The following is an 18,399-nucleotide window of genomic DNA, read 5'->3' on the forward strand; positions in this document are numbered from 1 at the left end:
GAGCGGAATGCAGCTCCACAAGGGCTGACCTGGCTGGAGAAATCGTCAGCAAAAGTGACTACTGCTCCAGCCGGTATCGATCTGGTCGAAGGTAATTGATCCCATAAGATTGATACAGTCGCTCCATCTGTCCAGAATAAACCATTGCATCAATAACATCTTCAACCCGATAGGCCAGTTGACGATGAGCATCCTTGAGCGCCATTCCCACATCCCAATACCGCTTGGTCAGGTTAGGAAACGGAATATCAGCCAACAGAAGGTGCTCTCTATTATCAAGCTGAAACTGCCCCCACTGAAGCTGAGACTGCATCCCCATCACTGCGGACACCCCCTGCCCGTTCATATCCATAAATGCTGCGATCAAACTGGGAAAATGTTCCACGTTATTACGCAATCGACCTCGAAATGCACTGCTCAGATAAAAGTCCGGCAAGCTATCAATCTCTACCCCTATCCGTTGGTACTGAAAGACAGCCAGGTTCTCAAACGGCTCCAGCTGACGACTGTCATAAGCCAGAGCCCAGCGCTCGCGTTGATAGGGCGCAAAGAAATGCACCAAATCATTGATCACCCGACCATCAGGGTCCAGCTTAAAAGCGAACTCACGATCATAAGGCACTCGCATCATAATATCGGCTACCTGCCTCTGTAGCATTGGGCCGTCTTCTTTTCGTGCTAGGTAATGACCTTTCCAGACATGATTTCGCAGGTCATCTCCAAGGTTTTCATCGGCAATCATCCAGTGTAGCCGGAGCTTCAGTCCCAAACCCTCAGCCAGCGCTTGGGCAATTTCCACATCAACACCCTTCGCTTTGTCATTCACCTTATAGGCGTAGGGCGGAAAGTCGCGATAAACAGCAACGCTAAGGGTCCCGTCTGCTTGCACATCTTCCCAGGATCGACCATGAACCTGAGAAACCGCTAATGCCAGCAGAACGGAAGCGCTAACCAGTACCCTCAGGTATCCGGCAGCAACCAAACTCAAGCATGCAACTCTCAGATCCAAGAATCTAACCCTCAGGAGTCTATACAAATCTTTCACCTACTCTACAGGTAGACTTTCCAGCCAGGCACGGATAGACCACAAGGCCTCCTGGCTCATAAAATCAGCCATTTTCGGCATATAGGGAACGCCATTTCGAACGGCCCCGTTGATAACCCGATAGGCGTACCACTCATCACCCTCCAGCCCCGGTTCCAATTCTCGAAGATCAGGAGCAATCCCCCCGGAAATCGCATCCAGACCATGACAACGGGCACAGTTTTGAGCGTAAGCTGATTTACCAATCTCGATAGCCAGCTCATTGTTACGGAAAGGATTTTCTTCACGCCACTCCTCTCCCAAAGATTCCAGCCCTGAGATGTCGACATTCTGAGGGGTCACATCACCATGGGCCCAGAGCGATCCGGATACCGTCAACACTCCAATCATCAACAAGCCAGTATGCAAGGAACCAATTTTTTTCATGACTTTCACCTACGTATTGTTTTTATCTTCATTCCATTCTAGGAAGCTGGATCAGTGTCTCCCAGAGCACTTTGGTGCTCGATTTTTAGTTCCTTGGTATTAATCCAGTCAGTCGCCCTCGTCCCAGTTTCAAATTCAAAATGTAAAAAGAAAACCCTAAACAACAGGATTATCGAACGACAAACTCACCAACCATTCCTTTTCCTTCCAGACCACGAGAATAGAACTTAAAATCACCGGGTTTTATCGGCACGAAAAAAATCTCAGCCTCACCTTCTTCTTCAAATTCAAGCTGCACAAGACTGGTCGCTTTGATTTCCATCCCCCCTGCTTCCACTTTGCGTAAGTAAATGGCGGTAAAGAATTCGGGTGCCTCAATGGCATATTCCTTTAATCCTGAAGAAATGATCTTCAGTTTATACGCCTGTCCTGTTTTCAACTCATAGCGCTTTAACGACATGGCGTAATCACTGACATCTGATCCCAAACGTAGATCCGCGAGTGCAATTGGTTTGCGAGTCAGGTCTCCCTGTGCTTCGGCAGAAGTCAACAAAGAGAAATAAATCAAAGGAATGGCACATAAGCTCGCTAATCGATGCTGCCATTTTTTGCTACTGAAGTTTGGTTTATAAGATTTCAACATTGAAAGACTCCTCATGTTTGCAGGGAATTCAATGTCTATGCTATGCCCTGTTTGGAGCGGCAAATATAGTACTAGAGGAGGAATTAACAGCTACTTAAAACCAATTTATATCCAATCCTATTGCTTTTAACCTAACAACTAAAGGTTCAAATAGAGCGTTAAATAAAGAGTTGATCAGCCCTCCATAACTCTACTAGAAACAGGAGTGCCCAGGATGCCATTCAAGCCAATTCAACTGCTGATAACTTTTATCATTACGCTAATCTTCGGAGTTGCCGCCTCTGGGATTGCGTTTGCTACACAAAAGGTATCGATCACCTACTTGGAACTTATAGTGGATCGTCCGCCGTTACTTTCAAATGTACTTCCAGAACCAGAAGACAGCGGTTTACAGGGAGCACGACTGGGCACTAAGGACAATAATGCAGGGGGTCGCTTTTCGGGCCAGCAATACAGCTTAATCGAAACTCGCAGCAATGATCTCAGCGAACTAATTGAGCAGGCTGAGACCTGGTACCAACAAGGCCACCGATTATTGCTGGCAAATATGCCTGGCCCTGCTCTCAAACAGTTAGCCAGAAAATTTAATGACCGCGACTTGTTAATTTTCAATACTGCCGCAGCCGATAATCAATTACGTACCTCCGATTGCTTTAACAATCTACTCCATACACTGCCCAGTCGAGCGATGTTGACGGATGCACTGGCTCAATGGCTGGTCGCTAAAAAACTAAAGCGCTGGTTACTCATTACCGGCCCCCGCAATGAAGACTTAGCCTGGGCTACTTCAATAAAACGAGCCGCAAAGCGCTACAATACCACTGTCGTCGCAGAGAAAGCCTGGACATTCAATACAGATCTGCGACGTACAGCCCAAGCAGAAGTCCCCCTGTTCACCCAGACTGATGAATATGATGTGGTTGTCGTAGCAGATGAGTTGGGAGATTTTGGCGAGTATTTACTCTATAACAGTTGGTACCCACGGCCTGTTGTTGGTACCCAAGGACTCACTCCCACCGCCTGGCACAGAGTTGTAGAACAATGGGGAGCTGCACAGTTGCAGCGACGTTTTGATACTCTGGCAGGACGCTGGATGACTGCAATCGATTATGCCAATTGGGCCGCCGTTCGTTCAATAGGAGAAGCGGTCACACAGCTGGCAGCATCCGATAATTTTTCAGTATCCAACAGTGCTGCTATTCGCCAGCTACTACTCAGTGATCACTTTCAACTGGCCGGATTCAAGGGTCGTAAGCTCAGTTACCGTCCCTGGAATGGTCAACTACGCCAGCCTATCCCCCTTATCCATCCCCGAGCACTGGTATCTCAATCACCCCAGGAAGGTTTTTTACATCCAAAAACAGACCTGGATACCCTGGGTTTTGATCGCCCTGAGAGTCATTGCCGTCTACAACAAGCTGCTGGAGCATCATTATGAATATCCGCAAAGTATTTTTTCTTCTGACGACCTGCGCCAGCATGATGGCGACCCAGGCAATAGCTTCCATTGCCTACATATCAAACGAGAAAGATAACACCTTATCACTCATTGATTTGGATACCCTGGAAGTGATCGACACCGTAAATGTCGGCCAGCGTCCCCGTGGCATAGTGTTCAATAAGGATTTTTCCAAGCTTTATATATGTGCCAGTGATGATGACACAGTCCAGGTGATGGATGTTGCCAGTCATAAAGTGATTAATGAGCTTCCTTCCGGAGAAGATCCGGAGCAATTTGCTCTTCACCCTGACAATCAGCGACTCTACATCTCTAACGAGGACGATGCACTGGTAACCGTAGTAAACACCGATAATCGCACAGTTATTGCACAGATCGATGTTGGGGTAGAGCCTGAAGGAATGGCCGTGAGTCCAGATGGCAAAATCGCCATCAATACATCAGAAACCACCAGCATGTTGCATTGGATTGATACCGAAACCAATACCCTGATTCACAACACAAAAGTTGATCAAAGACCACGACATGTGGAATTCAGCAAAGATGGCCATCAATTATGGGCCAGCGCAGAAATCGGCGGCACTGTCACCGTACTGAATGTCGACAACAAGCAGGTTATCAAGAAACTTGAATTTAAGATTCGTGGTATTCATCCAGACAAAATACAGCCTGTTGGAATCAAACTGACTCGCGATGGACGCTACGCCTTTATCGCCCTCGGACCTGCAAACCATGTCGCTGTGGTTGATGCCAAAAGTTATGAAATCATTGATTACTTACTGGTAGGCCGCAGAGTCTGGCATATGGAATTCAGTCCTGATGAAAAACTGTTGCTGACAACTAACGGCATTAGCGGTGATATTTCAGTCATTGATGTAGACAATCTGAATGTCACCAAATCCATACGTGTGGGTCGCTACCCCTGGGGTATCGCCATCAGACCCTGAGGTGAAAAGAATGTCGACTATCCTGAAAAACACATCTCAATCAGAGACAGGAAAATCCTCCGGATCAACCCCTCCCTTGTTACAGGTTATCGATCTGGGATTTTCCTATGGTGCCAAGCAGGCACTCAAGAATATCAACTTTGAACTGATAACAGGCCGCTTTCATGCCTTGCTGGGACCCAATGGTGCCGGTAAAACTACTCTTTTTGCCCTGATAAGCCGGCTTTTTAATCTACAGGAAGGTGATATTCTGCTGGATGGCTGCAGCCTGAGAAAAGCACCAGCCCAGGTATTGAGCAACGTAGGCATGGTCTTTCAACAAAGCACTCTGGACCTTGACCTGTCAGTAGCAGAAAACCTGCACTACCATGCCTCGCTTCACGGTATCGGAGAAGCACGTCGTCGCCAAAGAATAGCAATAGAACTGGCGCGGGTAGAAATGGAAAATTATCAGCACACCCGTGTCAGAACACTCAACGGAGGTCATCGACGACGAATTGAAATCGCCCGGGCACTTTTACATCAACCACGCTTACTGTTACTGGACGAAGCCACTGTAGGACTCGATACCCGAGCACGAACTGAGATTAATAAACATGTGCGCAAGCTATGCATGAATCAGGAAGTCGGTGTCTTATGGGCCACTCACCTGATCGAAGAAATCGACCCCAATGACCCTGTAACACTGCTCCATAAAGGGCAAGTGCTGGCGAACGCCAACAGTCTGGAAATATGTCAACGTAGTGGTCATGCCAACCTGGTGGAAGCGTTTGAGTCATTAACCCGTCCACAGCAGGTTAAGACGTGAATCTGCTGGCCTATGGACATGTTTTTTACGGAATCCTCCTACGTGAGTTGATGAAGTTTATTCATCAACGCAGTCGCTTTTTTAGCGCTCTGGTGCGCCCTCTGGTATGGCTTGCAGTATTCGCGGCCGGGTTTCGGGCCGCACTGGGTATTTCGATTATCGACCCCTATCAAACCTATATCACTTATGAGGTTTATATCACCCCCGGATTGATTGCTATGGTATTGCTGTTTAATGCCATGCAGAGTTCCTTATCAATGGTCTACGATCGAGAGATGGGCAGTATGCGAGTACTACTAATGAGCCCTATGCCCCGAAGCTATCTGCTGCTGTGCAAGCTAATGGCAAGCGCCATTGTCTCCCTTCCCCAAGCCTACGCATTTTTGCTTATCGCACGATTATTTGGAGTAAAGCCTCCCCTCGAAGGATTTTTTTGGTTAGCACCGGCATTGCTGATCAGTGCACTCCTGTTAGGTGCGTTAGGACTGTTTATATCCAGCTTTATTCGTCAGTTGGAAAACTTTGCCGGCATAATGAATTTCGTCATCTTTCCTATGTTTTTTATGTCTTCAGCCCTCTACCCTCTGTGGAAGATGCAGGAGGCCGGAGAATGGCTTTATCGTCTATGTGTTTTCAACCCCTTCACCTATTGTGTCGAGTTAATCCGCTACTCGCTCTATGGACAATTTAACAGTGAAGCTCTGCTCATCGTTCTAACATCACTGATTTTGTTTATTTTTTTATCCATACTTTGCTTTAACCCTCAACGAGGACATTAACACTCACTGCTAAGGAACCTATAAACAGGTCCCTTCGGCCCACAGAGAACACAATGGACTTAATTTTATAGGTTCCCTAACCGACATCCAAAAAACAGGCTGTCATTAATCTGTCATTGATGGTCGTTAGGCTGGTGCAAAGACTTAATAAACAAAAATCAAGAGACCCAAATCATGCTGGAAATTAATGATCGTTGCCGACTGGTAAAACACAGTGGACAGGAAACCCAATACTGGGTTGCTCAACAGTTGTTGTTGGAAGAAACCAGCCATCGAAGAGATATCTGGAAGCCAATCAGTCTTTTGCTTACAACCTCACAGGCAGAATCCTGGCTGGCTGAATACGATGCTCCTCAGGGCACAGTGATGCGTTTCAAAGAAGTCGCTGGTAATAGCTAAATCGGCTTGAGCTCATCCACAGCAGCAAAGCGGAGAATAAAATTCTCGCTTTATTCACACCTCCCACCGCAAAAATACACTTCCTAATGCTTCATTTTGTTGAAAAATCCAGTGAAAACACTGGAATTTCAACAATGCATAAAAATAATTTTTCATTAAGAAGCCACTAAGAAACCTTCAAAGAAAACACGTAACATATTGTTTTATAAATGAATTATTAGGCTTAAAAATTAAACACAACGTATTAATCCAAAAATACTTATCCACACCAACCTGTGCACAATATGTATAAGTGTAAGGGTGTAAGCTAGAGAAGATTCTGTGGACAGTTTTCCTCTGTTGATAAGTTCAAAGTTTATCCCAAACTTATCCGCAGCAACCAAGCTCCTGAACCAACACCTTGGATAACTACTTTCAACACCAATAAGCCATTGTTTTTTATTATAAATAATAGGTTACAAACAGGTTGGTATCTTTCTAATAGTAACAACAATAATAAACATTCTTTATACATATACTTAATTTTAATATTTATCAGTAAACAGAAAATATCTGATTTCCAAAGGCAGCTTTCTAAAGAGCGGTTCAAAAAGCTATAATCACCGCCTTTCAAAGACGTCGTGCCTTAGTGCACGTGTGAGGTTCTAAGGTGGATTTTCCCGGTAAGTTTGACGTTATTGTCATTGGTGGTGGTCACGCAGGTACAGAAGCGGCATTGGCCTCTGCTCGTATGGGCGTCAATACTCTCCTGTTAACTCAAAATATTGAGACGCTTGGACAAATGTCCTGTAATCCTGCAATAGGGGGTATAGGTAAAAGTCATTTAGTCAAGGAAATAGATGCCTTGGATGGCGCTATGGCTGTAATAACGGACAAGGCCGGTATTCAATTTCGAGTACTGAATTCCAGAAAAGGCCCGGCAGTCAGAGCGACCCGTGCTCAAGCTGATCGACAACTGTATAAAGCGGCTGCACGCTCAATATTGGAAAATCAACCTAATTTGCAGATTTTTCAACAAACTGCAGATGATCTGATCATGGAGGGAGAGCGTGTCACCGGCGTTGTGACTCAAATGGGGTTACGGTTTTTTGCCAAAAGTATTGTATTGACCACGGGTACTTTCCTCGGTGGAATCATTCATATCGGAATGGAAAATCATTCTGGTGGTCGAGCTGGAGATCCGCCTTCCAGTACGCTGGCTCAGCGCTTAAGAGCTACATCATTGCGAGTCGATCGATTAAAAACGGGAACTCCGCCCAGAATTGATGCCCGCAGTGTTGATTTTACAGTTATGCAGGAACAACCGGGTGATACACCATTACCTGTTATGTCATATCTTGGTTCAATTGAAGATCATCCCCGGCAGATCAGTTGTTATATTACCCATACCAACGAACAGACCCATGACATTATCCGTGGTGGAATGGATCGCTCACCCCTGTACACCGGGGTTATTGCCGGTGTTGGCCCCCGTTACTGCCCTTCCATTGAAGATAAAATTGTTCGTTTTGCAGATAAAAACTCCCATCAGATATTTGTAGAGCCTGAAGGGCTGACAACCAATGAGTTGTATCCCAATGGGATTTCTACCAGTTTACCGTTTGATGTGCAGATAGAACTTGTCAGGTCCATGAAAGGGTTTGAAAATGCTCATATCACCCGTCCCGGTTATGCGATTGAATACGATTTTTTCAATCCGCAGGATTTGAAGCACAGTCTTGAAAGCCGCGTGGTGGAAGGTCTCTTCTTTGCCGGACAAATTAACGGCACTACTGGATATGAAGAGGCGGGAGCTCAAGGATTATTAGCCGGATTAAATGCTGCCCTGCTGGCTCAGGGGCGTGATTCCTGGTGTCCCAGACGGGATGAAGCCTATATTGGTGTTATGGTTGATGATCTGATTACCCTTGGAACCTCTGAACCTTATCGAATGTTTACCAGTCGAGCGGAATATCGGTTGATACTCCGGGAAGACAATGCCGATATACGGCTGACTGAAAAAGGCCGCGAACTGGGATTGGTTGGCGATGAGCGTTGGCAAAAGTTTTGTGAAAAACAGGAATCTATTGCTCGCGAAACTCAAAGACTTAAAGATACCTGGATTCAACCGAACAGCGCTGAGGCACAAAAGCTTTCAGCTGGCCTTGAGAATCCTTTATCTCGCGAGTACAACCTGTTGGATTTACTTAAGCGACCTGAGATTGGTTATGCTGATATCGGATCACTGGTATCAGCCAGCCAAGTAAGTGAGCAGGTCGCAGAACAGGTGGAAATTGAAGTTAAGTACGCAGGTTATATCAGTCGACAACTTGATGACATCGAACGTCTTAAGAAACAGGAGAACACGGTACTGCCTGATAGTTTGGATTACAGTCGGATTGAAGGACTATCCAACGAAATAAAACAAAAATTAATTGATTCCAGACCAGCAACTCTAGGAGTAGCCTCAAGAATACAAGGGATTACGCCGGCTGCGGTATCATTGCTGCTGATATACTTGAAAAAAGCAGAAAAACTGGAAAAGCTCCGGAGGGCTGAAAGTTGAGCATCGACCCGTCATTGCTGGAAAAGTGTCGATCAAGACTGATCAACGGCCTTAATGCTATCGGTATCCAATCATCACTCACTGATTCACAGTATCAGCAGCTGTTGGATTACATACAACTGTTGCATAAATGGAATCGGGCTTATAATCTGACCGCGATTCGTGACCCACTGCAAATGATTGATAAACATCTGCTGGACAGTCTGAGTGTTGCTCCATACATCAACAGTGAACGGGTCATTGATGTTGGCACCGGGCCCGGATTGCCGGGTATACCGCTTTCCATACTTTATCCACATAAACGCTTTACACTGTTGGACAGTAACGGCAAAAAAACCCGTTTTCTGCAACAGGTAAAGATGGAAATGGATTTACAGAACATACATATTCACAATGGCCGGGTTGAATCTCATCAGCCAGAAGAACTGTATGAAGAGGTTATTTCCAGAGCTTTTGCGTCGTTACAGGACATGCTTACCTGGACTCAATCCATCTGCGCTGAAAAGGGCCGTTTTTTAGCGATGAAAGGGCAATATCCAGCAGAAGAGCTTGAACAACTGCCTCCAGAATATAAGCTACTTGAGTCTCACCGACTGGATGTTCCGGGAACAGATGCAGAACGTCATTTACTGATTATCACTAAGGTTTGTTGATCGAAAAGGAGATCACACGGGTGGTTAACATTCTGGCTGTAACCAATCAAAAAGGTGGTGTGGGGAAAACCACTTCCTGCGTTAATTTAGCTGCATCTTTGGCAGCAACCAAGCGTAAGGTGCTGATGGTTGATCTTGACCCTCAGGGAAATGCCACAATGGGTGCCGGTGTCAACAAAAGTGATCTGGAGTTGTCGGTTTACGATGTGTTGACCGGTCGTGTGGCTATTGCTGACGCAATCACCTCGGATACCAGTGGTGGCTTTGATTTATTACCTGCCAATGGTGATTTAACTGCCGCAGAGGTGGAGTTGATCCCGGTTAAACGCAAAGAGTTCCGACTCAAGCAGGCCCTTAATCAGATTCAGGATCAATACGATTACATATTGATCGATTGCCCTCCTTCTTTAAATATGCTGACCGTCAATGCGTTGGTATCGGCACAGGGAGTGATCATTCCCATGCAGTGTGAATACTATGCCCTGGAAGGGATTTCTGCATTGATGAGTACGATCGAAAAAATTCGTCGGGCCTTGAATCCTCAGCTGAAAGTCGAGGGAATATTGCGAACGATGTTTGATCCCCGCAATGGTTTGACCAAAGATGTTTCCAGTCAGCTAATTCAGCATTTTAAAGACAAGGTTTATCGTACCGTCATCCCACGTAACGTACGATTGGCTGAGGCTCCAAGCCATGGCTTGCCGGCGTTAATGTATGACAAATATTCTCGCGGAGCTGTTGCTTACCTGGCATTAGCGGGTGAAGTTAACCGTCGCTGCGACCAACAAGTAGATCTCGGTTAAAGGAGAGATTTGAATGGCAAAAAAACGAGGTCTGGGTCGTGGTTTAGATGCACTGTTGGGTAGTGCTGAGTTTGATGATAGCCCGATAGAGGTTCCGATCACTGCTGATGAAAGTGGCATTCACAGCCTGACTGTGGATAAAATCCAGCGTGGTATGTATCAGCCCAGAAGGGATATGGATCAGGATGCACTGGAAGATCTGGCAAATTCGATTAAAGCCCAGGGAGTGATTCAGCCTATAGTGGTCCGTCCTGTGGATATGGGACGCTATGAAATAATTGCCGGTGAACGGCGTTGGCGTGCATCTCAGTTGGCCGGATTAACAGAGATACCCGTTATTGTTCGTGATGTTCCTGACGAAGCTGCCATTGCCATGGCACTGATTGAGAATATTCAACGGGAAGATTTAAATCCTATTGAAGAAGCGACTGCGCTCCAGCGCCTGATGGATGAGTTTGAACTGACCCAGCAGAAAGTTGCGGAAGCGGTTGGAAAATCGCGAACGACTGTCACTAACCTCCTGCGGCTAATGAAATTGACACCAGAAGTTAAGCGGATGCTGGAGTATGGTGATCTGGAGATGGGGCATGCCCGAGCATTGCTGGTACTGGAACATGATCGCCAGATTGCTGCCGCCAAAGAAGTGGTGGGTCGCAGCTATTCAGTACGTCAGACCGAAGAACTGGTTAAGAAGTATCAGGCCGGACCTAAGAAAGCGGTGGAGAAAACAAAGCCTGATCCTGGTCTTAAATCCATTGAGGAGCGATGGTCTTCTGCAATCGATATGAAGGTTAAGATCTCCCAGTCTGAAAAGGGTGATGGCAAACTCACAATCAGCTATGAATCCCTAGAGGATCTGGATCGTATTCTGGGTCGTATTCAATAGCTGAGAACCACTCCGAACCCTAGAGCTGGCCTGTATATTCAACGATTTTTATTGATGACTTTAACAATAGCGACATCCAGCTCTGACTTGCCTACGACCTTAGTGCTAAAACACACTTTTGAGTTGATGTATATCGTTGATCAACCTATAATCCCTCGTCGGTTTAGGGTGGTACGCACTCTTTTGGAAATTTGTCGGTCAAGTTTGAGCTGCCGTAGGGCGTGTCAGGGGTGGTAGTGGGGAAAACTGGGTCCCGTCAATTCAAGGGTAGAACAGCCAGTAAGAACCGCAAACTGATTCAGCGAACTTTCGTTGTTCAAATCCTGCTGACGTTTCTGATTGGTGTTGGACTGTATCTAACCAATGGATTGGTTGATGCCTATTCCGCCTGGTTAGGTGGGTTGATTTATCTTTTGCCGAGTCTCTACCAGGCTAAACAGGTTTTTACGGAAGATGATTCCAAGAGTGTTCGCCAGATTCTAGGAAATATCTATAAAAGCGAAATATGGAAAATGGCTTTAACCATGGTGCTGTTTGGAGTGGTTTTCAGCACTGTGAAGCCTATAGAGCCCTTTCCCATATTTGGCGTTTTTATATTAATGCAGATGGTTGCATGGCTAGCGCCGCTGTTTTCGACCAGAGGTCGTTAAAACAGGCCCAGTTTTGAAGTATTTAAGTTAACCATAGCGAGGAAATTATGTCAGCAGAAGGCGGACTCACAACCTCCGGGTATATCATTCACCACCTTACCAATCTGACGTTTGGTAAGCTTCCTGAGGGCTTCACCCGTTATAACGGTGAAGTCGTGGGCGAAGGCGGTACCTGGACTATTGCACATGGTACGGAAGCATCGACCATGGGATTCTGGGCAATTAACCTGGATACCATGATGTTTTCTGTTGGCTTGGGCTTGTTGTTTATCTGGTTGTTCCGCAAGGCGGCAATCAAAGCGACTGCAGATGTTCCTGGCTCTCTCCAGAATTTTGTCGAATCAATCGTCGAATTCGTTGACGAAAACGTTAAGTCCAGTTTCCATAGCCGCAATCAATTTGTTGCTCCCCTGGCCCTGACCGTTTTTGTCTGGGTCTTCCTGATGAACTTTATGGACCTGATTCCTGTTGATTGGATTCCATACCTGGCGCAACAGCTTGGCGTTCCTTATCTTAAGATTGTTCCTTCTACTGACGTAAATGCCACCATGGGTATGTCCTTGAGTGTCTTTGCACTGATTCTGTATTACAGCATCAAAGTTAAGGGCGTAGGAGAGTTTGTCGGTGAGTTGACGTTACAACCTTTAGGCAAGTTCATGATTCCTTTTAACCTGTTTTTGGAACTTGTGAATCTGTTTGCCAAGCCCGTATCTCTCGGTCTACGACTGTTCGGCAACATGTATGCCGGTGAGATGATCTTTATTTTGATTGCATTGCTACCGTTCTGGTTACAGTGGGTGTTGTCTGTTCCTTGGGCAATTTTCCACATCCTGATCATTACGTTGCAGGCATTCATCTTTATGGTGTTGACTATCGTCTACTTAAGTATGGCGCACGAGTCTCACTAATTAATCGATTTCCATAAACTTAAACTTTTAAATTTAACTCTTAATAGGAGAAAACAATGGAAGCTGCTCTGTTATACATAGCTGGTGCTTTGGTAATGGGTCTAGGTGCTACTGGTGCTGCAATTGGTATCGGTATTTTGGGTGGTAAGTTCCTGGAAGGTGGTGCTCGCCAGCCAGAATTGATCCCTATGCTTCGTACTCAGTTCTTCATCGTTATGGGTCTTGTTGATGCGATCCCAATGATCGGTGTTGGTATCGGTATGTACATCATGTTCGTGGTTGCTGCAGGTTAATCTGAGACCTTCCAACTCCTGGTTTGCTCTGAGTGTTTCTTCTTTTGAAGAGGACGTTACGAGCATAAGGAACTGGGAGTAAGTTAAGCAACAATAACGAGGGGTGTTGGCGTGAATATCAATGCAACAATCATCGGCCAAGCCATAGCGTTTTTCTTCTTTGCCTGGTTCTGCATGAAATATGTGTGGCCACCATTGACTGAGGCTCTGCGTGAGCGTCAGAAGAAGATCGCTGAAGGTTTGGACGCAGCTGAACGTGCTTCACGTGACCTGGAGCTGGCAAAAGAAAAAGCTACTCAGGCACTGCGCGAAGGCAAAGAACAGGCTAGTGGTATCATCGATCAGGCTAACAAGCGTGCTAGCCAGATTATTGATGAGGCCAAAGAGCAGGCTATCGCTGAAGGCGATCGTCTAAAAACGGCGGCAAAAGCAGAAATCGACCAGGAAATTAACCGTGCCAAGGAAGCTTTGCGCTCCCAGGTTGCCATTTTGGCAGTCTCCGGTGCGGAGAAGATTCTGGGCAAGTCTGTCGACAGTAAAGCGCAGGCTGAACTGGTAGACAAACTGGCGGCGGAGCTTTAATGCCAAGCGAGGTGAACGATGGCTGAATTAAGCACAATCGCTCGGCCTTATACCAAAGCGGCATTTGAAACTGCTCTCGAGCAGAAAGCTTTGGATAAATGGTCCGAGATGCTCGCCTTGGCTGCTCAAGCGACCCAGGATGAGCAGGTGTCAACACTGCTGAGCAATCCGGCGCTGGGATCTGACCAGAAAGCTGAACTTATTCTGGAAATCTGCTCCGGTATGTCGGAGCAGGTACAGAATTTCGTTAAAATTCTGGCAGAAAACAACCGTCTGCTCGTACTACCGGAAATTTCTTCGTTGTTTGATCGTTTTAAGGCTGAACAGCAAAAGAGTGTCGATGTCGAAGTGACCTCTGCCTTTAAATTGACCAAAGAACAACAGACCAAGCTAGTTCAGGCATTGGGTAAAAAGCTTGATCGCGAAGTGAACATCACCAGCTCTGTCGACAAGAGCTTGATTGGCGGATTGCTGATTAAGACTGAAGATCTGGTAATTGATGGTTCTATCCGCGGCAAGCTATCCAAGCTTTCCGAAGCATTGACCTGAGCGAGAGGGAAAGAGCATGCAGCAACTGAATCCATCTGAGATCAGCGAAATTATTAAGAAGCGCATCGAAAAACTCGATGTTTCTTCTCAAGCCCAGAATGAGGGCACAATTGTCAGCGTATCCGACGGTATCATTACGATCCACGGTCTGGCTGATGTTATGTACGGGGAAATGGTTGAGTTCCCTGGCGGCGTTTACGGTATGGCTCTGAACCTGGAGCAGGACTCTGTAGGTGCTGTAGTACTAGGTGATTACCTGGGACTTAAAGAAGGTATGACTGCTCGTTGTACGGGTCGTGTACTGGAAGTTCCAGTCGGTCCAGAACTACTGGGCCGTGTTGTCGACGCACTGGGTAATCCTATCGATGGAAAAGGCCCTGTTGAAGCGAAGATGACTGACGCAGTTGAAAAGGTAGCACCTGGTGTTATCTGGCGTAAATCTGTAGACCAGCCTGTACAGACTGGTTATAAGTCTGTTGATGCCATGGTTCCTGTTGGTCGCGGCCAGCGTGAGCTTATCATCGGTGACCGTCAAACAGGTAAAACTGCCGTCGCTATTGATGCAATCATCAATCAGAAAAGCACAGGCGTTAAGTGTGTTTATGTAGCGATTGGTCAGAAGCAGTCCACCATCTCCAACGTTGTTCGTAAGCTTGAAGAGCATGGCGCAATGGATCACACCATTGTTGTCGCTGCTGGCGCTTCCGACCCTGCTGCTATGCAATACCTGGCAGCTTACGCTGGTTGTACCATGGGTGAGTACTTCCGTGACCGTGGTGAAGATGCTCTGATCATTTATGATGATCTGACCAAGCAAGCCTGGGCTTATCGTCAAATTTCACTATTGCTTCGTCGCCCACCGGGTCGTGAAGCTTATCCTGGTGATGTTTTCTATCTTCACTCTCGTCTGTTGGAGCGTGCTTCCCGCGTTTCTGAAGAGTTTGTTGAGAAGTTCACCGATGGTGAAGTAAAGGGTAAGACTGGTTCCTTGACTGCATTGCCAATCATTGAAACCCAAGGTGGTGACGTATCGGCATTCGTACCGACTAACGTTATCTCTATCACCGATGGTCAGATCTTCCTGGAAAGTGACCTGTTCAACGCCGGTATCCGTCCTGCGATGAACGCTGGTATCTCTGTATCCCGTGTAGGTGGTGCAGCACAGACCAAGATCATCAAGAAGTTGGGTGGTGGTATTCGTCTGGCCTTGGCACAGTATCGTGAATTGGCTGCATTCTCGCAGTTTGCATCTGATCTTGATGAGGCAACTCGTAAGCAGCTTGAGCATGGTCAGCGCGTAACTGAGCTGATGAAGCAGAAGCAGTACTCTCCAATGAGCCTGGCTGAAATGGGCTTGGTACTGTATGCCGCGAACGAAGGTTTCCTTGAAGATATCGAATTGAATAAGATTCAGGATTTTGAAGCGGCGCTGTTGGCGTTCTTCAATGCTGAATATGCTGATCTTGTTGCCAAGATCAATGAGTCTGGCGATTATAACGACGACATCGCTGCTCAGTTCAAGGCCGGTATCGAGAAGTTCAAGAGCACCCAAACCTGGTAAGTCAATTACCGGTATTCGTTGGGAGCTTGGGCGGTTAGCCCGGAGACTCCCAGCGAGGGTAGAACTTCAACGAACTTAAAGGCAGAAAGATATGGCAGCCGGAAAAGAGATTAAAACCCAGATTGCGAGTATCCAGAGCACGCGTAAGATCACTAGCGCCATGGAAATGGTTGCGGCGTCTAAAATGCGTAGAGCTCAGGACCGTATGCAGGCGAGCCGCCCTTATGCGGATCTGATGCGCGGTGTGATCCAGCATCTGGCAAAATCTAATCCTGAATATAAACACCTGTATCTGCAAGAGCGGGAAGTTAAGCGGGTTGGCTATATCGTTGTTTCATCTGATCGTGGACTTTGCGGTGGTCTGAACGTTAACGCGTTTAAGACGATGGTTAAGTCTATGTCCGAGATGCACACAAAGGGTGTCGAGATTGATATCTGTGCAATCGGTTCCAAAGCTGCTGGATTTTTCAGAAGTTATGGTGGCAATGTTGTTGCTGCAACTTCTGGACTGGGAGATTCCCCGGAAATCAGCCGCCTGATCGGCAGTGTCAAGATCATGCTTGATAACTATGCTGACGGAAAACTGGATCAGCTGTACATCGTGTATAACAGCTTCGTCAATACAATGACCCAAGCACCGGTCGTTGAACAGCTCCTGCCGCTGAAAGCAGAAGACGATGAAGAAAGTCTGAATCACCACTGGGATTACATCTATGAGCCTGATGCAAAAGAGCTTCTGGATGGCCTGTTGACTCGATATATCGAGGCATTGGTGTATCAGACTGTGGTTGAAAATAACGCCTGTGAACAAGCTGCACGAATGATTGCGATGAAGAGCGCCACCGACAATGCCGGTGATCTCATCAATGATCTGCAGAGGGTTTACAACAAGGCACGTCAGGCTGCGATCACTCAGGAAATTTCTGAGATCGTCAGTGGAGCAGCGGCTGTATAACTTTTATAGGTTAAGCGAAAGACGGGCAAAGAAACTGCCCGCTCGGTACTCCTAGATAAAAGGTTAGCAGCCCTACAGGTGAACAAGGTTATAGAGGAAACAAACATGAGTAGCGGACGTATCGTACAAATTATCGGTGCCGTTATCGACGTTGAGTTTCCGCGCGACAGTGTACCTCAGGTATATGACGCGCTTACGGTAAACTCAAAAGATTTAACTCTGGAAGTTCAGCAGCAGCTGGGTGACGGAGTTGTGCGCACTATCGCCATGGGTCAGACTGAAGGTCTGAAGCGTGGTCTGGATGTAGATAACACTGGTGCTCCAGTTTCTGTACCTGTTGGTACTGAGACTCTGGGACGCATCATGGACGTATTGGGTAACCCGATTGATGAAGCAGGTCCAATCGGCGAAAAGGCACGTTTGCCTATTCACCGTGCTGCTCCTTCTTATGAAGAGCAGGCAGCTTCCAACGAGTTGTTGGAAACCGGCATCAAGGTTATCGATCTGGTATGTCCTTTCGCCAAGGGTGGTAAGGTTGGTCTGTTCGGTGGTGCCGGTGTAGGTAAAACCGTAAACATGATGGAGCTTATCCGTAACATCGCTATCGAGCACAGTGGATACTCTGTATTCGCCGGTGTTGGTGAGCGTACCCGGGAAGGAAACGACTTCTACCACGAGATGAAAGAGTCCAACGTACTGGATAAAGTATCTCTGGTTTACGGTCAGATGAACGAGCCTCCAGGAAACCGTCTGCGTGTAGCACTGACCGGTCTGACTATGGCTGAGCAGTTCCGTGACGAAGGTCGTGACGTACTGTTGTTTATCGACAACATCTACCGTTACACACTGGCAGGAACAGAAGTATCTGCACTGTTGGGACGTATGCCTTCTGCGGTAGGTTACCAGCCGACACTGGCTGAAGAGATGGGTGTTTTGCAGGAGCGTATCACCTCCACCAAGACCGGTTCCATCACGTCCATCCAGGCGGTATACGTACCTGCGGATGACTTGACTGATCCATCACCTGCAACTACCTTCTCGCATCTTGATGCGACTGTAGTATTGTCTCGTGATATCGCCTCTCTGGGTATCTACCCAGCGGTTGATCCTTTGGACTCCACCTCTCGTCAGTTGGACCCATTGGTTATCGGTCAGGAACACTACGATGTTGCTCGTGACGTACAGGGTATCCTGCAGCGTTATAAAGAGCTTAAAGACATCATTGCGATTCTGGGTATGGACGAGCTGTCTGAAGAAGACAAGCAAGCTGTATCCCGTGCTCGTAAGATCCAACGTTTCTTATCTCAGCCTTTCTTCGTTGCTGAAATATTTACCGGTTCTCCAGGTAAGTACGTATCTCTTAAAGATACTATCAGCAGCTTTAAGGGCATTCTTGCTGGTGATTATGATGAGCTGCCTGAGCAGGCGTTCTACATGATCGGTGGTATTGAAGAAGCCGTGGAAAAAGCGAAGAGCATGTAACCGTCTTTGCGCCCTCTGCTGAGCTT

Annotated in this window: 20 protein-coding genes; 17 read left to right on the top strand and 3 right to left on the bottom strand. The window is 46.8% G+C overall.

Translation table 11 applies throughout. The annotated features are described in order from the left end of the window. Positions 1-58: 58 nt before the first annotated feature. The 3 genes from BGP75_RS00830 to BGP75_RS00840 all read right to left on the bottom strand — a co-directional run bounded on the left by BGP75_RS00830 (position 59) and on the right by BGP75_RS00840 (position 2,114). Positions 59-1,009, bottom strand: coding sequence for an ABC transporter substrate-binding protein (locus tag BGP75_RS00830; protein WP_083704550.1), 951 nt, complete (start codon positions 1,007-1,009; stop codon positions 59-61). Between the two features lie 36 nt (positions 1,010-1,045). Next, complete coding sequence (pedF, locus tag BGP75_RS00835) at positions 1,046-1,471, bottom strand: cytochrome c-550 PedF (protein WP_076714078.1); 426 nt, start codon at positions 1,469-1,471, stop codon at positions 1,046-1,048. Positions 1,472-1,640: 169 nt separating this feature from the next. Further along, positions 1,641-2,114 (bottom strand): copper-binding protein, encoded by a 474-nt coding sequence (locus tag BGP75_RS00840; RefSeq protein WP_233152811.1) that lies wholly within the window; start codon positions 2,112-2,114, stop codon positions 1,641-1,643. A gap of 214 nt (positions 2,115-2,328) precedes the next feature. Here BGP75_RS00840 and BGP75_RS00845 point away from each other — a divergent pair, with 214 nt between their 5' ends. The 17 genes from BGP75_RS00845 to atpD all read left to right on the top strand — a co-directional run bounded on the left by BGP75_RS00845 (position 2,329) and on the right by atpD (position 18,373). Next, complete coding sequence (locus BGP75_RS00845; protein WP_076714080.1) at positions 2,329-3,552, top strand: ABC transporter substrate-binding protein; 1,224 nt, start codon at positions 2,329-2,331, stop codon at positions 3,550-3,552. Continuing rightward, positions 3,549-4,520, top strand: coding sequence for a YVTN family beta-propeller repeat protein (locus BGP75_RS00850; RefSeq protein WP_083704551.1), 972 nt, complete (start codon positions 3,549-3,551; stop codon positions 4,518-4,520). Before BGP75_RS00845 ends, BGP75_RS00850 begins: the two co-directional genes overlap by 4 nt. A 10-nt stretch (positions 4,521-4,530) precedes the next feature. Beyond that, a complete protein-coding gene (locus BGP75_RS00855; RefSeq protein WP_083704552.1) occupies positions 4,531-5,328 on the top strand; it encodes an ATP-binding cassette domain-containing protein in 798 nt (265 codons plus the stop codon). Then, complete coding sequence (locus BGP75_RS00860) at positions 5,325-6,107, top strand: ABC transporter permease (RefSeq protein ID WP_143820946.1); 783 nt, start codon at positions 5,325-5,327, stop codon at positions 6,105-6,107. Before BGP75_RS00855 ends, BGP75_RS00860 begins: the two co-directional genes overlap by 4 nt. A gap of 174 nt (positions 6,108-6,281) precedes the next feature. Further along, positions 6,282-6,506, top strand: coding sequence for a hypothetical protein (locus BGP75_RS00865; RefSeq protein ID WP_076714082.1), 225 nt, complete (start codon positions 6,282-6,284; stop codon positions 6,504-6,506). A 649-nt stretch (positions 6,507-7,155) separates the two neighbouring features. Then, positions 7,156-9,051: a tRNA uridine-5-carboxymethylaminomethyl(34) synthesis enzyme MnmG gene (gene mnmG / locus BGP75_RS00875; protein ID WP_076714086.1), complete on the top strand. Its 1,896-nt coding sequence runs from the start codon at positions 7,156-7,158 to the stop codon at positions 9,049-9,051. Next, the gene (rsmG, locus tag BGP75_RS00880) at positions 9,048-9,704 is read left to right on the top strand and encodes a 16S rRNA (guanine(527)-N(7))-methyltransferase RsmG (protein WP_369832084.1); all 657 of its coding nucleotides are present in this window, start codon (positions 9,048-9,050) and stop codon (positions 9,702-9,704) included. Before mnmG ends, rsmG begins: the two co-directional genes overlap by 4 nt. Positions 9,705-9,724: 20 nt before the next feature. Then, positions 9,725-10,507, top strand: a complete 783-nt coding sequence (locus BGP75_RS00885; protein ID WP_076714088.1) for a ParA family protein — start codon at positions 9,725-9,727, stop codon at positions 10,505-10,507. Between the two features lie 13 nt (positions 10,508-10,520). Next, positions 10,521-11,393 carry a ParB/RepB/Spo0J family partition protein gene (locus BGP75_RS00890; protein WP_076714090.1) on the top strand — a complete coding sequence of 291 codons (873 nt, stop codon included), beginning with the start codon at positions 10,521-10,523 and terminating at the stop codon, positions 11,391-11,393. Between the two features lie 236 nt (positions 11,394-11,629). Next, the gene (locus BGP75_RS00895) at positions 11,630-12,043 is read left to right on the top strand and encodes an ATP synthase subunit I (protein ID WP_076714092.1); all 414 of its coding nucleotides are present in this window, start codon (positions 11,630-11,632) and stop codon (positions 12,041-12,043) included. 47 nt (positions 12,044-12,090) lie between these two features. Beyond that, positions 12,091-12,951, top strand: coding sequence for a F0F1 ATP synthase subunit A (gene atpB / locus BGP75_RS00900; protein ID WP_076714094.1), 861 nt, complete (start codon positions 12,091-12,093; stop codon positions 12,949-12,951). A 56-nt stretch (positions 12,952-13,007) separates the two neighbouring features. After that, positions 13,008-13,244 (top strand): F0F1 ATP synthase subunit C, encoded by a 237-nt coding sequence (atpE, locus tag BGP75_RS00905; RefSeq protein ID WP_076714096.1) that lies wholly within the window; start codon positions 13,008-13,010, stop codon positions 13,242-13,244. Positions 13,245-13,355: 111 nt separating this feature from the next. After that, positions 13,356-13,826 carry a F0F1 ATP synthase subunit B gene (locus BGP75_RS00910; protein WP_076714098.1) on the top strand — a complete coding sequence of 157 codons (471 nt, stop codon included), beginning with the start codon at positions 13,356-13,358 and terminating at the stop codon, positions 13,824-13,826. Between the two features lie 18 nt (positions 13,827-13,844). Further along, complete coding sequence (locus tag BGP75_RS00915) at positions 13,845-14,375, top strand: F0F1 ATP synthase subunit delta (RefSeq protein ID WP_076714100.1); 531 nt, start codon at positions 13,845-13,847, stop codon at positions 14,373-14,375. A 16-nt stretch (positions 14,376-14,391) separates the two neighbouring features. Then, on the top strand, positions 14,392-15,936 hold the full coding sequence (gene atpA / locus BGP75_RS00920; protein ID WP_076714102.1) for a F0F1 ATP synthase subunit alpha: 1,545 nt from the start codon (positions 14,392-14,394) through the stop codon (positions 15,934-15,936). 91 nt (positions 15,937-16,027) lie between these two features. After that, positions 16,028-16,891, top strand: coding sequence for a F0F1 ATP synthase subunit gamma (gene atpG / locus BGP75_RS00925; RefSeq protein WP_076714104.1), 864 nt, complete (start codon positions 16,028-16,030; stop codon positions 16,889-16,891). Between the two features lie 105 nt (positions 16,892-16,996). Beyond that, the gene (gene atpD, locus BGP75_RS00930) at positions 16,997-18,373 is read left to right on the top strand and encodes a F0F1 ATP synthase subunit beta (protein ID WP_076714106.1); all 1,377 of its coding nucleotides are present in this window, start codon (positions 16,997-16,999) and stop codon (positions 18,371-18,373) included. The last annotated feature ends 26 nt before the right edge of the window (positions 18,374-18,399 follow it).

The sequence above is a fragment of the Motiliproteus sp. MSK22-1 genome, assembly GCF_001968815.1.
In the GTDB taxonomy this organism is placed as follows: Bacteria; Pseudomonadota; Gammaproteobacteria; order Pseudomonadales; family Balneatricaceae; genus Motiliproteus.